Source organism: Pantoea sp. Fr-CA_6, assembly GCF_024520895.1.
GTDB classification, from domain to species: Bacteria; Pseudomonadota; Gammaproteobacteria; order Enterobacterales; family Enterobacteriaceae; genus Pantoea; species Pantoea agglomerans.
In genome coordinates this window covers 414,741-428,956 of the sequence record NZ_JALNPO010000003.1, presented here as the reverse complement: position 1 = coordinate 428,956, position 14,216 = coordinate 414,741, and the positions used below count along the sequence as shown (strand labels likewise).

General features: G+C 54.8%; 11 protein-coding genes. 3 read left to right on the top strand and 8 right to left on the bottom strand.

From position 1 onward, the window contains the following. Positions 1–61: 61 nt before the first annotated feature. Positions 62–1,285 carry an MFS transporter gene (locus NR201_RS08105; protein ID WP_256849622.1) on the bottom strand — a complete coding sequence of 408 codons (1,224 nt, stop codon included), beginning with the start codon at positions 1,283–1,285 and terminating at the stop codon, positions 62–64. Positions 1,286–1,393: 108 nt separating this feature from the next. On the opposite strand from NR201_RS08105, the gene NR201_RS08100 reads away from it, so the two are divergent. Continuing rightward, complete coding sequence (locus NR201_RS08100; protein WP_031592446.1) at positions 1,394–2,344, top strand: AraC family transcriptional regulator; 951 nt, start codon at positions 1,394–1,396, stop codon at positions 2,342–2,344. A 188-nt stretch (positions 2,345–2,532) separates the two neighbouring features. Here NR201_RS08100 and NR201_RS08095 read toward each other — a convergent pair whose 3' ends face one another. The 7 genes from NR201_RS08095 to malT all read right to left on the bottom strand — a co-directional run bounded on the left by NR201_RS08095 (position 2,533) and on the right by malT (position 9,403). Further along, positions 2,533–3,018, bottom strand: a complete 486-nt coding sequence (locus NR201_RS08095) for a GNAT family N-acetyltransferase (RefSeq protein ID WP_045140149.1) — start codon at positions 3,016–3,018, stop codon at positions 2,533–2,535. Positions 3,019–3,402: 384 nt separating this feature from the next. Continuing rightward, the gene (locus NR201_RS08090) at positions 3,403–3,759 is read right to left on the bottom strand and encodes a hypothetical protein (protein WP_089414813.1); all 357 of its coding nucleotides are present in this window, start codon (positions 3,757–3,759) and stop codon (positions 3,403–3,405) included. A gap of 642 nt (positions 3,760–4,401) precedes the next feature. After that, positions 4,402–4,647: a hypothetical protein gene (locus NR201_RS08085; RefSeq protein WP_256849664.1), complete on the bottom strand. Its 246-nt coding sequence runs from the start codon at positions 4,645–4,647 to the stop codon at positions 4,402–4,404. 152 nt (positions 4,648–4,799) lie between these two features. Then, positions 4,800–5,039 carry a hypothetical protein gene (locus tag NR201_RS08080; RefSeq protein WP_192073112.1) on the bottom strand — a complete coding sequence of 80 codons (240 nt, stop codon included), beginning with the start codon at positions 5,037–5,039 and terminating at the stop codon, positions 4,800–4,802. 116 nt (positions 5,040–5,155) lie between these two features. Then, complete coding sequence (locus NR201_RS08075) at positions 5,156–5,578, bottom strand: hypothetical protein (protein WP_010247334.1); 423 nt, start codon at positions 5,576–5,578, stop codon at positions 5,156–5,158. Positions 5,579–5,626: 48 nt separating this feature from the next. Next, positions 5,627–5,779 (bottom strand): hypothetical protein, encoded by a 153-nt coding sequence (locus NR201_RS08070; protein ID WP_223564369.1) that lies wholly within the window; start codon positions 5,777–5,779, stop codon positions 5,627–5,629. Positions 5,780–6,700: 921 nt separating this feature from the next. Further along, the gene (gene malT, locus NR201_RS08065; protein WP_033760251.1) at positions 6,701–9,403 is read right to left on the bottom strand and encodes an HTH-type transcriptional regulator MalT; all 2,703 of its coding nucleotides are present in this window, start codon (positions 9,401–9,403) and stop codon (positions 6,701–6,703) included. A 282-nt stretch (positions 9,404–9,685) separates the two neighbouring features. Here malT and malP point away from each other — a divergent pair, with 282 nt between their 5' ends. Together malP and malQ are read left to right on the top strand one after the other, a co-directional pair. Further along, positions 9,686–12,088, top strand: a complete 2,403-nt coding sequence (malP, locus tag NR201_RS08060) for a maltodextrin phosphorylase (RefSeq protein WP_256849621.1) — start codon at positions 9,686–9,688, stop codon at positions 12,086–12,088. An 8-nt stretch (positions 12,089–12,096) separates the two neighbouring features. Beyond that, positions 12,097–14,172 (top strand): 4-alpha-glucanotransferase, encoded by a 2,076-nt coding sequence (malQ, locus tag NR201_RS08055; RefSeq protein WP_256849620.1) that lies wholly within the window; start codon positions 12,097–12,099, stop codon positions 14,170–14,172. The last annotated feature ends 44 nt before the right edge of the window (positions 14,173–14,216 follow it).

Genomic DNA, 14,216 nt, shown 5'->3' with positions numbered 1-14,216 from the left:
TCCGGGGATCTTAAGATGCTCGATTGAGGTGTCCTGACATCTTAAAATGTCACTGAAATGGTCAGTTTTGCGTTCCTTCAGCTGATGGCGAGACCCTGACCCGGAATGCAATAACCAGCGCGGCAGTGAGCATGATACAGGCAGCTGTAATGAATACCCCCGTTACCCCGTTGAGGCCATATATCAGGCCACCTATTGCTGCACCCGCGGCAATGGAGGATTGAACGACGGCGACCACCATACCCCCTGCGCTCTCGGCCTCATCGGGAAGAGTCCGGGCGACCCAACCTGACCACGCCACCGGTATGCCACCAAATGCCAGCCCCCACAGCATGACCAGCGCAGTAAGCCCGGCGATTGATAACGGCAGAGTGATCATACCCAGTGCCGCTGATCCCACCAGAGCAGGCATAATAATCAGCGTAAAACGCAGGCTGCGTTCCATCAGCCACCCTGCCGACAGTGTCCCGATAAAGTTAGCAACGCCAAACACCAGAAGTATTAATGCCAGCCCTTTTGCGTCTATGTGTGCGAGTCCTTCCAGCGCAGGCCGTATATAGGTAAACAGCGCATACTGGCCGGTGTGTGCAAGCACGCACCCCAGCATGCCCACGCTCACGCCCGGCCTCTGGAGCAGAGAAAATACGGATGCCGTCCTGGTCCTGACTACCGGCGGCATTCCGGGCAGCGTCAGCCACTGAAAAATGAAAGAGAGTGCGCCAACCGCAGCAGCGGCAATAAACGCGCTACGCCAGCCAGACATCTCGCCCAGATAACTTCCCAGCGGTACGGCAACAACAGTACCTACCGCGATTCCACTAAAAATGATCGACAGCGCCCGCGGTACCAGCCTCTCCGGCACAAGCCTCATCGCAACCGCCGCTGCCATACTCCAGAATCCACCCAGCGCAATACCCAGCAGGATGCGCATTGCCAGCAGCATGATAATACCTGAAGAGAGCGCCACGAGCAGATTTGAGAAGATCATAAGGGCGGTAAAGCTCAACAACACGACGCGCCGGTCCAGCGCACGCGTTAATCGCGGTATCAGTAATCCGGCAAATAACGCAATCACCGCCGTCACTGTTACGGCCTGTCCTGCAAGAGATTCTGACACACCCAAATCCCGTGCAATAGGCGTTAATAAGCTGGCAGGCAGGTACTCTGCGGTGAGCAGGCCAAAAACACCCATGGTTAACGAAAAAACCGCAAGCCAGGCTGGCTGGATTTTCTCATCTCTTTGCACTCTTTCTTTGTGAACCCTGATAGAAGTTTCATCCGTCATTTCTAAGTCTCCTGGAAAGTCGTTTCAGGAGAAGAAGTCTATTCAGGCGCAGCTGGATGATCTATGCTCTAAAACCCTCACTTTTTTACCCAAAACCCGAAAAGGCATATGACTTCATCCTTCGCTCTGTCATCAGAACTCATCAGCGAGCTGCTTTCCGGTCTACGGCTATACGGCGTGCGATATCAGCGTATCCAGACGGGAGATACGTTTGGCCTGAACTTCGCAAGCAGGCCCGGTCATGCTTATCTGCACTACGTCGCTGTAGGGGAGATGGTGCTTCATAGTGCAAACGGTGAGGTTCTTACGCTTTCAGCCGGAGAGGCTGTATTTCTTCCTCACGGCGAACGGCATCAGCTTTTGTCGGCAACAGCCGCCGACGTGCTGGATATCGACAATATCGAAACGGCACCACTGGATGAAAAAGTGAGTGGGATTGATACCTGCCCGAGTACTCAGGAAACGCCAGGCGCTGTTCTGTTTTTTGGTTGTATGAAAATTGATCTGGGAAGCATGCAGCGGCTGGCGGACGTGCTGCCTGAAATTATGCATGCCGATGCGAAGGGAATTCAGTGGCCGGGACTTATGCATATACTTGATGCGATGAAGCGTGAGATATGCTCCGGACGCGTGGGCTATGCAGGTATTCTCGCCAGGCTTGCCGATGTGGCTGGAGCGATGTTTATCAGAGGATGGGTGGAAGATGGTTGCGGCAATAGCCCTGGCCTGGCTGCAGCACTGCGCGATCCGCGTCTGGCTCAGGCCATCCTGGCGATTCATCGCGAACCGGGCCGGGACTGGAGCGTGGCAGAACTCGCCGCCGAATCGCATATATCCCGCTCCGCATTCGCCGAAAGGTTTCAGACCACCATCGGCGTCCCACCGCTACGGTATGCAACAGAAGTAAAGATGCATCTCGCTGTCCGCTGGCTGTCGTCAGAAAACATCACCGTCGACACCGCATCGCAACGGTTGGGATACTCCTCTCAGGCTGCTTTCAGCCGGGCTTTTAAGCGTGTAACGGGCAAGTCTCCAGGCGCGGTTCGTTTGCTTAGCTAATGGGGTTTTATCCCTGGCGGGGATAGCAGTAATCGCAACGTAGCCTGACTTCCTTTGTGCTCCAGCAAAGGCAGCATTAAATAAATAAATCACATTAAAAACAGTGTCCGTTTCTGGCATATAGCGGTCATCAGCCCGATGACAGTCCACTTTGTGACAGGAGCAGACGTCAGTTCCAATTAATATAGTCAGCGCAATGCCTTTGAGAAACAGATAGCTTCTGTCCTGCCTATATATGGGCCGTAATTCTCAATAGGGACATAACCATTTTTCATGTAGAAATTTACAGCACGATAGTTGATGTGGCGGGTTTCCAGCCTAACTTCGATATATCCCATCTCTTTTGCTGATTTTTCAAGGAAAGTGAGTAAAGCACCACCAATCCCTGACTCACTTCGGTCTGAAAACATTCTTTTAAGCTCGGCTATATTTTGGGTAAATGGCCGTATAGCACCGCATCCCACAGCTTTGCCTTGAGAATTCTTTGCTAATGCCCATAAAGCTTTGTCATCACCCATTGCTTGGGTGGTGAAATTGCTTTTGCCGTTATCACCAGTAATAGCGGCAAGTTCTGCTGATAGCATTTCGATTAAACGATGGGATTCTGAAGAGAATGGATCTGATTTTTCTACTTTTATCATGGTGATACCCTGCAGGATGAGTGTGACCAACATAAAGCATCCTGCTAAGAAAAGCATCAGCTCAAAACGGGTAAAGGGATATCACTTATTCAAACCATCCCTGGGGTCATGGCTGCTCCTCACTCATAGCGGACATAAATCTGAACTTAGTCTGGCCCGCCTCATTGCTGTTGCCAGAAATTAATACAAAGGTAATACAGCTTGAACGTTAAACTGGAAGGCATACGGACATGATAGCAGTTTAAATTGCTCATCGGCCGAATAGGTGACAGCAATTTGTCGAAGCATTTTAATCATAACATGGCTGCAAAGATATGAGGTTCACAATCAAGATAATATAGTAAACAGGGACTTTTAAAACACAATTAATTTAAAAGCCATCCTATACTAATGCTTAAAGCATCAGCTGAAAAAATATTAGTTTTTTTTGCAGTTTCTCATTTTATAAAAGAAGCCGGAATGCGCATTTTCGATGATAAAACGATCATCGTAGTTTGGACGTCTTACGAAGGTTATTCCGTTAACAGTAGCCTGCTGTTTAATACCACCCATGACACTTTCAAGCGCTGGGGATGCTACCTCATTACCCAGCATTTTCACTTTGTAGTTACTTCCATTGTCTTCAACGACAGCAGCTTTTGGCAAAAGCTGCGTCTCTGTATGAGAGCTGGTTATCCGGACATCACATAAATATGTCCCCAAGCCTAAACCTTCAGCTGCGGAACATAAACCGGAAAAACACAAAGCAATCATACAATAAACAAATTTATTCATATCTGTCTTCCAGGACTTTGGATCGTTAAAAAATCGTTATCGGCAAAATATTTTGTGACTTGAGGAATTGGTGATGTCATACGTGTATAGAGCTGATTTATGGATATTAATTTTTGTTGTGGGTAAGGTTGGATGAGCCGGGTGCTATGTTGGATGCAATGGTAACAGTCAGTCATTAAGAACGGAACGTCCGCTCCTTGCTCATTACGGACGTTCACCGCCTGTATCTTCTTTCTATGTTGCGATCATTAATATCCTGGCCTGATAAGAACGGCTTTCAGATCTAATGCAACATAACATCCGTGACCAGCATGCCGCGATTCAACCCGTTCCCCTGCAGAAGAGGCTGGGGTTATGTCACAGGAGTCGGCTGAGGCCGGGCGGGAACTGGATCGTTGGGTGGTGCCGGATAAGCTGCCATCACTCAGGCTGACACTATGCGATATCTTTTAAGGAAGATCGGGATTTACTGGTGCCGGTAAAAACGACTGATATGACTTCATCGGCTTTGCAGTTCAGGCCTGGCAACTCGGTGTCTCAGCATTGCCTTGCTGTCTGCTTAGTTTGCGTTTATGAGGTCGCCGGGGTAATCCACCTCCGGCAGACCACGTTAACGGCATAGGGATAACTATTTAGCTCCACTCATTCCGGGAGAACCATCATGTCCTCCCTCATTCCCGCCGCTACCACCCTGCCCGCCGACGCCGCCAGGACCCGCATCGCCTCCGTTTCCGCCATTACCTGATCCGTCACCATTACCGCCGTTCCCTCCATTTCCTCCGTTTTCACCACCATTACCGCCGTCGCCGCCATTTCCGTTGCTGCCAGAACCAGCATTCCCTCCGTCTCCCCCGTTTCCGTCACCGCCACCGTCACCACCGTCGCCACCGTCGCCGTCTGCCCATGCCGCAGTGCTGAATATTCCGGCCGCCAGAGAAGAGGTTACCGTGAGTACGACCATGAAAGGTCTCAGTAATGCTGAGGTGAGAATAATGAGATATACAGCTTTCATGAGAAGGTTTTTCATATCATCCTCTGCGCTATGACTTATATGCCGCCGCCGCTATCACCGCCATCACCACCATCACCACCATCACCACCATCACCACCGGATGAGTTGTTCCCGCTTCCTCCGTTGCCACCATCCCCTCCATCGGCTCCGTTAGTGCCGCCATTTCCGCCATCTCCGCCATTTGAGTTGGAGCCTGTACCAGCATTACCGCCGTTACCGCCATCCCCTCCGTTTTCGCCCGGACCACCGTCCCCGCCGTTTCCACCATCAGAAATCAGTGATAAGGAATCAGGAAAAGGAATCGGGGAGGCCGGAGAGGCATAACCGCAGTGTGTAAAAATCACCAGTATCAGAGTGGAGCACCTTAGTAGGGTACGGTATCGTTTACAGATGTTCTGACTGGTCATTGTTACCTCCATCACCGCCAGCACCTCCGGGCGCATTGTCAGTTGAACCACCATCACCCCCGTTGCCACCATTGGCGCTACCCTGTCCATTTTTATGATGTTTGTGGTGTTTATGGTAGGGTTCAGTCGCGGCGCCTGCCCCATTTCCCCCATTTCCGCCGTTACCACCTGTAGCAGAACCGTTACCGCCGTTACCTCCGTTCAGACAGCCTGTACCGGGCACGCCGTCTTTACCACTTTCTCCATCAGGCGAACTGCCGTTCCCATCTTGTCCGTTCAGGCTCTCACAGGCAGACAGCTGAATAGTGTCCTGCGGGAGTGTCTGACTGAATACCGGCAGGGAAAGGAGCAGCCCTGCAGATAGTGGAAAAAAAATCAGCGTGTTGTGTAGCTTTGACATAGAAGTTTCATCCTTTAATTAATGGCCGCCTTCATGAGGCGACCATTTTTAGTTAGATTCTGCAGCCTGATTACGCACCGCCGCCATCACCACCACCACCATCGCCACCGCTGTCACCACCATCACCGCCGCCGTCACCGTCTCCGGAACCATTACCGTTAGCGGAGCCGTTGCCAGTGCCGTTATCATTACCGCTGCCATTCCCGTTACCGCTGGCGCTGTTATTTCCTCCATCGCCGCCAGGGCCACCAGGAGAATTAGAACCAGAACCCCCGTTGCCGCCGTCACCTCCATTAGCATCGCCGACAAGTAAGAAGGTCTGTGGGGAGTGATTCGTAAACGGTTGGTTATGTAACGGTGCAGCGACTGCAAGTCGCGCCGCAGAGAGGACAAAAACAGCCAAAGCAAGCGTTAATTTTTTATGTCTCATAATCCATCCTTAAAGATAATAAATACATGAGATAATCGCTGGCCCACCCCATAGCTAATGAGCTATTTCATTAAAAGTAAATTATCTAAAAAATAAAAACTATGGAGTGTAATGAAACGTTTTTCGTTGTTTTATAATGTTTTCGTTTAATTTTAAAAAAAATTTTCGGGGATGCTATTTTTTAACTAACTAGTTAATAGCTAATGACATTAAAGGCTAATAATTACCCTGCTAACAATTTACTCTTTTCATGAAATAATACATATTGCATTTTTATTAAGGCACTTTTTTCATAAGCAGGGAATGACAATCCTGAACTCAAAAAAAAGCAAAAGCATATATCATTTTCTATAATTCATCTGACTTTTAAGAGGTATGGTAAGGGGACACTGTTTAACCACTCAGAATTAATTTTCCTGAACCTCAGAAATCCGTAATTTCAGGAAGCACTACCCTAACTGCTGCAGGCGGGACCTCGCGGGGCTGAATAAAGGTGAAGCCCGTAACGCGCTGATGCATGCGATATTTATGCACCGGCTGGAAGAAATCAGGGCCCGAAATCCGGCAAATCAGAGCTGCATGTTGCGCAGTAAAGTAACTGCCCCGCTTCCCATTGATAAAGACCGCCTGTTTCGATGGTGTGCTGACATGCGGCAGAGCGGGCTGAAGCCCGCCCCTGTAAACGCCTGTCGTCAGACATATCCCATCATTTTCAGCAGCGACTGCACCTGATTCATCGCTTCGCTGCGATGGGTGACGCCCAGCTTCTGATAGAGATTGCGGATATGGGTTTTGATGGTGGTGGAGGCCACCGCCAGCTCACCGGCGATTTGATCGTTGCTGTAGCCAGAATAGATTAATCCCAGCACCTGCCATTCACGCTGCGTCAGCGGACTGGTTCGGATCAGCTCCGGCACGTCAGGATGGTTAAGCAACCGGCTGACAAAGCCTTCATCGAAATGGGCGAATTTGTGACGGTGATATTTGTTGATCTCCAGCAGGATGCGCCGGGCACGGTGGCTGTCCAGTTCATTCAGGGTATTCAGCTGAATCAATTGCCGCAACTGCTGCGCCATCATCTCGCCTTCAATCACAAAATGGCTGATAAAACCGGTGCTGCGCGCCAGTTTCAGCGCCTCAATCAGGACACGCTGCGCCTCCGCTTTGCGGTCGGTCTGCCAGTAGATCTGATTCAGCAGCAACAGATTGCGGTTTAAATCGCTCATCAGGCGCAGGGCACGGGCATTCTCATTCAGCTCCTCCAGCACCACTTCCGCCTGGCTCACATCACCCAGCAGGATCTGCGCGCGGGCGATGTTCCGCCATTGTCCCTGCAGAAAATGGTTATTGGCAAAGGCAGGTTTAGGCGTCTGCCGCATCCAGTCACGGGCGTTCTGGCTGTCGCCGGTCAACTGCCAGTAAATGACCCGGACTTTGTCGGCATTGGCTATCCAGTCGCTGTGCCAGTTGCCATTGTTCAGCAGGTTTTCCAGCCGGTTCAGGTAGCTGCGGGCGTTATCCAGATTGCCGCGTGCCAGTGAGCACTGCACCAGCAATCCCAGACACTGAATCTGCTGCTGCGGCTGGAAACCGTTCAATACTTTGATGCCTTCCCGGGCCGCCTGCTCCGCCTCTTCCAGCCGTCCCCAGGCCCACAGCAACTGAGCGCGAATGCGCAGCAGAAACTCATGCAGCGGGAACTGCGCCAGATGCTGTTCATCGACCAGCACAAAGGCGCGGCTCTGGATCTCATAGGCTGCCTGCAAAAAGCCCTGAGCAAACAGAATCTCGCTCTGCTGAATCAGGCTCCAGAGGGCGTAGTGCCACACTTCATCGCGCCGCGCCATCTGTTCGGTCTGCCGCATCAGCTTGAGTGAATCATCCAGCTCGCCTTTGCAGTGCATCACTTCACCATGCACTGAGGTTGCCACAATGCGGCTGTAGTGACGGCTCGCTGGCAGAGTATCGAGCGCCACTTTCGCCAGCCGCTCCGCTTCATCTGTATTGCCATCGTTAATCGCCACCTGGGCGCGCAATGCATTAAATTCACCGCGCAGTGCTGCGTCGATCTCGCAGCGGCTGGCCTGTTCAAAACGCGCCAGCAGACTGTCGACTTCGGAGAAGCGATGCTGACTCTGCATCAGCCACGCCTGCAGCAGTACCAGCATTGGATTTTCCAGCATCATCTCCCACGGCAGTGCTTTCAGGGAGTTCTCCAGCAGCGGCAACTCGCTCTGATTAAACAGCGTCCAGGCGTGCTTCAGCAGCACGTCCCGCAGCATAGTGGCGTCGCCAGAGGCGAGCGCATGATGAATCGCCTCGCCGGGAAAGCCCTGCGCCATCCAGCTCTCTGCCGCAGCCCGATGCAGCGCGGGCAGCTCCGCCGCCAGTTCCCACTGGCAGCGCTGACGCAGGAAGTTACCAAACAGCGGATGGTAGCTGAACCAGCAGCCGGAATCGTCCATGCGCTGCAGAAACAGACCCTGACGCTCAATCTCTTCCAGCCGCATCTGGCCGTTCTCTTCGCGGGTGACACAGGCGATCAGTTCATCGTTCATTGAACGCAGCAGCGCGGTTTTCAGTAAGAAATGACGGGTAGGCAGATCGACGTTATCCAGGACTTCTTCAACAAGATAATCGGAGAGGTGGCTGGCATTAATGCCAGAGAGACGCCGGGCGGAATGCTGAGCCGAACTGGCCCCCTGTCGCGCCGACAGTACGATCAGTTGCAGCGCCGTAGCCCAGCCCGCTACATCATCACAGAGTCGGCTGCTCTCTTCGCTTTCCAGCGGGGCCGCCAGTCTGCAGTCAAAAAACTGTCGCGCCTCCTGGTGGGTAAAAGCCAGCTGCTGGCTGCCCAGCTCAATCAGTTGCTCACGCACCCGCAGGTTGGCGATACCGAGTTGCGGCAGGTTACGTGACATCAAAATCAGCGTCAGATTTTCAGGCTGATGGCGCAGGAAAAAGCGCATCGCGTCGTGGATCACCGGATTGGTGATCAGATGGTAGTCATCAACGATCAGCCACAGCGGCTGCTGCCACTCCACCAGCTCGATAAAGAGCTGAGAAAACAGCGCATTGAGATTCACATACTGCCGCTTCTGCGCCAGCAGTTCACTGCGCGGACAGCCACCGTGGGTGGCCTGTTGCAGTGCAGCGATCAGGTAATCGGCAAAGCGCTCCGGCTGATTATCGCCCTCATCTAAAGAAACCCACCCCAGATCGCTTTTCCCTGCCGCCCACTGCGACACCAGTGTGGTTTTACCATAGCCCGCCGGACTGGTGACCAGCACCAGCCGATAGTTACCGGCAGCGGTGAGCTTTTGCAGCAATCTCTCCCGAATCACAGTGCCTTCAAGACGCACCGGGCGGCTGAGTTTAGCGGGTATTAACATGGGCGCGCGTTTCTCCATTTGTCGAGCGCATCATTATTTTACGCTTCGTAATTATTCCTTACACAGGTTCAGCATTTCGTCAGATGAATGCAAGCAAACCCATTAATTAAACTTTACAAAAGCGTGCGCAATCACACTCCTTCAACGATTTCGGATTAGCCTCATCCTCTCCACCCTCCCCATCCTCCTCCGCTAATTCTTTGCAGGAGGATGAGCGAGGGTTTCCGCGCGGGCAAACTGTCGCCACATTGATCCATTTTCCGTTTTCACAGGACATCAACCATGACACAGCCCGATTTCAACCCGATTCAGTTCAATGCTGCCTTGACCCGTCAGTGGCAGCGTTTTGGCCTGCGCGATGCGCAGGAGATGACCACGACACAGTGGTGGCAGGCACTCAGCGGTGCGCTGGCCGATATGCTGGTCGCGCAGCCTGCTCCCCCGGCCCCGACAGAACTGCGCCATGTTAACTATCTGTCGATGGAGTTTTTGATCGGTCGCCTGACCGGCAACAACCTGCTGAACCTGGGATGGTATGACCCGGTCAACGAGGCCCTGGCCGCCTGGGAGATCTCACTCACTGACGTGCTGGAAACCGAAACGGATCCGGCGCTGGGTAATGGCGGCCTGGGTCGCCTGGCAGCCTGTTTCCTGGATTCCATGGCGAATGTGGGTCAGCCCGCTACGGGCTACGGTCTGAACTATCAGTACGGTCTGTTCCGCCAGCGCTTCGAACAGGGCGCGCAGATTGAAGGCCCGGATGACTGGCAGCGCGACCGCTATCCGTGGTTTAACCACAACGCCGCGCTTAACGTGCGGGTCGGGCTGGGCGGTAAAGTGGTGACGGTTGCGGGTCAGCCACAGTGGCAACCGGCGTTTGAACTGCTCGGCGAAGCCTGGGATCTGCCGGTGGTGGGTTATCAGAATGGTATCAGCCAGCCACTGCGTCTATGGCAGGCGAAACATGCCCAGCCGTTTAACCTCAGTCGCTTTAACGACGGCGACTTTCTGCGCGCTGAACAACAGGGTATTGATGCTGAAAAACTGACTAAAGTGCTCTACCCCAATGACAATCATCAGAACGGTAAAAAACTGCGTCTGATGCAGCAATATTTTCAGTGCGCCTGTGCGCTGGCTGACATTCTGCGTCGCCATCATCGGGCCGGCCGCAGCATCGAAACCCTGGCCGATCATGAAGTGATCCAGCTTAATGACACCCATCCGACGCTGGCCATCCCGGAGCTGATGCGTCTGCTGCTGGATGAGCATCAGCTGAGCTGGGATCGCGCCTGGCAGATCACACAGCACACTTTTGCCTACACCAATCACACCCTGATGCCGGAAGCGCTGGAGTGCTGGGATGTGCGTCTGGTGCGCAGCCTGCTGCCGCGCCATATGATGATCATCAATACCCTGAACGCGCAGCTAAAAACGGCTGTCACCGCGCGCTGGCCGGACGATGAAGCGAAGTGGGCCAGACTGGCGCTGGTGCATAATAACCAGCTGCGGATGGCAAACCTCTGCGTCACCAGCGGGTTCGCGGTCAACGGTGTGGCGGCGCTGCACTCGAAACTGGTGGTGCAGGATCTCTTCCCGGAATATCACCAGATGTGGCCGGAGAAATTCCACAACGTGACCAACGGCATTACGCCGCGCCGCTGGATCAATCAGTGCAACCCGGCGCTTAGTGCGCTGATCACCCGGACATTGCAAAAACCCTGGCTGAACGATCTCGATGCCTTGCAGGGGCTGGAAGCCTTTGCGGATGACGCCGCCTTCTGCGCGGAATATCGCGCCATCAAGCAGCAGAACAAAGTCGCGCTGGCGCACTGGGTGAAACAGCGGACCGGCATTGAGATTGACCCTACCGCGCTGTTTGACGTACAGATCAAACGACTGCATGAGTACAAACGCCAGCATCTGAGCCTGCTGCACATCATTGCGCTGTGGCAGACGCTGGTCACCGATCCGCAGGCTAACCGGACGCCGCGCGTGGTGCTGTTTGGTGCCAAAGCCGCGCCCGGCTATGCACTGGCGAAAAACATCATCTATGCCATCAACAAAGTGGCCGAGGTGATCAATCAGGATCCCCGCATCGGTGACCGGCTGAAAGTCGTGTTTATTCCCGATTACAACGTCTCCGTCGCCGAGCGGCTGATTCCCGCCGCCGACCTTTCTGAGCAGATCTCCACCGCCGGTAAAGAAGCGTCCGGCACCGGAAATATGAAACTGGCGCTGAACGGCGCACTGACCATCGGCACACTGGATGGAGCGAACGTCGAGATCGCTGAGCAGGTTGGCAGCGAGAACATCTTTATCTTCGGGCATACCGTGGAACAGGTGGTGGCTTTAAAAGCAGACGGTTATGCCCCAGCGCAGTGGCGCAAGAAAGATCCGCAGCTCAATCAGGTCTTACTGGCGCTGGAAGATGGCACCTTCAGCCAGGGCGACTGCCACGCCTTTGATGCGATGTTGCAGAGTCTCGGCCCGGAAGGCGGTGATCCTTATCTGGTACTGGCTGACTTCCAGCCCTACCTTGACGCACAGGCGCAGGTAGAAGCGCTGTGGAGCGATCAGGAGGCCTGGACACGTGCCACCATCCTCAATACCGCACGCTGTGGCATGTTCAGCTCCGATCGCGCTATCCGCGATTACCAGCAGCGCATCTGGCAAGCGAAACGCTAAGGAACGCCATGAAAACAGATCCGGTTATGGACGATTTCTCCCGGGCGGGCATCGCCGCTGAGTATATCAATGCTCACGGCAAGCCACAGGCGATCCCGACCCTGACCCGCCAGCGTTTGCTGGCGGTGATGCAGCCTTCCCATCCGCTGAGCACGCCGCTGCCACCGGTGGTGATTTTTCGCAGCGGCGATCTTCTGAGCGTGTCGCCACAGCTCGCTGACGATGCCCACTGGCATCTCACCAGTGAAGCGGGTGAAATCAGCTCAGGTCGCTGCCAGCCCGCTCAGCCGCTGCATCTGCCGCCGCTGCCTGAAGGCTATCATGAGCTGACGCTGCAACAGGGTGCGCAGCAGTGGTCGTGCCGGATAATAATTGCCCCGGCCCGCTGTTATGAACCCCCGGCCCTGCTGGCAGGTGAGTCATTATGGGGCGCCTGCGTGCAGCTCTATACCCTGCGCTCGGCGGAGAACTGGGGAATAGGCGACTTTGGCGATCTGCGTCGGATGCTGCCGGAGGTCGCTGCACGCGGCGGCGCGTTTATCGGTCTTAACCCTATCCATGCGCTGTTTCCCTCCAGCCCGGAGAGTGCCAGCCCTTACAGCCCCTCGTCCCGGCGCTGGCTTAATGTGCTCTACATCGACGTGGGCGCAGTCGCTGATTTCCGGCAGAGCGCTGCCGCTCAGGCCTGGTGGCATCGTCCGGAAACAGAACAGGCGCTGGAGCAGGCTCGCGCAGCAGAATGGGTCGATTATGCGGCGGTGACCCGGCTGAAAATTGACGCGCTGAGGCTGGCGTGGCCGCAGTTTACTCAGCGTGACGCCAGCGATCCCGAGGTGCAGGCGTTTAATAGATTTATACGTGAAGGAGGCGAGAGTCTTCAGCATCAGGCGCTGTTTGATGCGCTGCACGCCGATCAGATAGCGCAGGATAGTGAGCGCTGGGGCTGGCCGGTGTGGCCGGAGGCGTTGCAGGATCCCGGCAGTCCGGCCGTGCAGGCCTTCCTGCAACAGCACGCCGATCAGGTGCGCTTCTGGCTCTGGCTGCAGTGGCTGGCCGCGAAGCAGTTTGCCGACAGCTGGGACATCTGCCAGCAGCAGCAGATGCCGATTGGCCTTTACCGCGATCTGGCGGTGGGTGTTGCGCAGGGTGGCGCAGAGACCTGGAGCGAGCGCGATCTCTACTGCATGGATGCCAGCATCGGTGCGCCGCCCGATATTCTCGGCCCGCGCGGCCAGGACTGGGGATTGCCGCCCATGGATCCGCAGGTGATGCGTCAGCGCGCCTGGGAGCCATGGATCGCCCTGCTGCGCGCCAACATGCGCCACTGCGGCGCACTGCGCATTGACCATGTGATGGCGCTAATGCGGCTGTGGTGGATTCCGGCCGGTGAGCGTGCCATGCACGGTGCCTACGTGCACTATCCCATCGACGATCTGCTGGCGATTCTGGCGCTGGAAAGTCAGCGTCATCGCTGCATGGTAATTGGTGAAGATCTCGGTACCGTGCCGGAAGCGATTGTCGATAAGCTGCGCGATGGCGGGGTCTACTCCTATAAGGTGCTCTATTTTGAGCAGGAGTCAGGCCAGCGTTTTCGTCCGCCCGCCGAATGGCCACGGCAGGCAATGGCGGTCGCGACCACTCACGATCTTCCGACGCTGCGTGGCTGGTGGCAGAGCGATGATTTGACCACCGGCGCACAACTCGGCCTCTATCCCGACAAGGTGGTGCTGGCCGGGCTGTATCAGGATCGGCTGCGGGCGAAGCAGGCGCTGCTGCAGAGTCTGCATCGCGTTGGTGCCCTGCCGAAACGTGCCGGACGCGATGCACGTCGCACCGGCATGAGCAAGGCATTAAACCGGGCGATGCAGCGCTATCTGGCTGACAGTCACAGCGCCCTGCTGGGACTGCAACCGGAGGACTGGCTGGATATGGCGGCGCCGGTCAATATTCCGGGCACCAGCGATGAATATCCGAACTGGCGACGCAAGCTCAGCGCCACGCTGGAAACGCTGTTCAGCGATCCTGCCACTGACACGCTGTTGCGTGATCTGACGGCACGCCGGAAGCGACTACTGCGCGATTGAAGGTTAACGCGCGACTCAGATTCGTCTCTGACGCAGCCTGTTTT

What these genes read in the sequence shown, in the direction of transcription:
- NR201_RS08105 (WP_256849622.1), bottom strand. Translation starts at nt 1,285, where the DNA reads ATGACGGATGAAACTTCTATCAGGGTTCACAAAGAAAGAGTGCAAAGA.
- NR201_RS08100 (WP_031592446.1), top strand. Translation starts at nt 1,394, where the DNA reads ATGACTTCATCCTTCGCTCTGTCATCAGAACTCATCAGCGAGCTGCTT.
- NR201_RS08095 (WP_045140149.1), bottom strand. Translation starts at nt 3,018, where the DNA reads ATGTTGGTCACACTCATCCTGCAGGGTATCACCATGATAAAAGTAGAA.
- NR201_RS08090 (WP_089414813.1), bottom strand. Translation starts at nt 3,759, where the DNA reads ATGAATAAATTTGTTTATTGTATGATTGCTTTGTGTTTTTCCGGTTTA.
- NR201_RS08080 (WP_192073112.1), bottom strand. Translation starts at nt 5,039, where the DNA reads ATGGTGGAAACGGCGGGGACGGTGGTCCGGGCGAAAACGGAGGGGATG.
- NR201_RS08075 (WP_010247334.1), bottom strand. Translation starts at nt 5,578, where the DNA reads ATGTCAAAGCTACACAACACGCTGATTTTTTTTCCACTATCTGCAGGG.
- NR201_RS08070 (WP_223564369.1), bottom strand. Translation starts at nt 5,779, where the DNA reads ATGGCAGCGGTAATGATAACGGCACTGGCAACGGCTCCGCTAACGGTA.
- malT (WP_033760251.1), bottom strand. Translation starts at nt 9,403, where the DNA reads ATGTTAATACCCGCTAAACTCAGCCGCCCGGTGCGTCTTGAAGGCACT.
- malP (WP_256849621.1), top strand. Translation starts at nt 9,686, where the DNA reads ATGACACAGCCCGATTTCAACCCGATTCAGTTCAATGCTGCCTTGACC.
- malQ (WP_256849620.1), top strand. Translation starts at nt 12,097, where the DNA reads ATGAAAACAGATCCGGTTATGGACGATTTCTCCCGGGCGGGCATCGCC.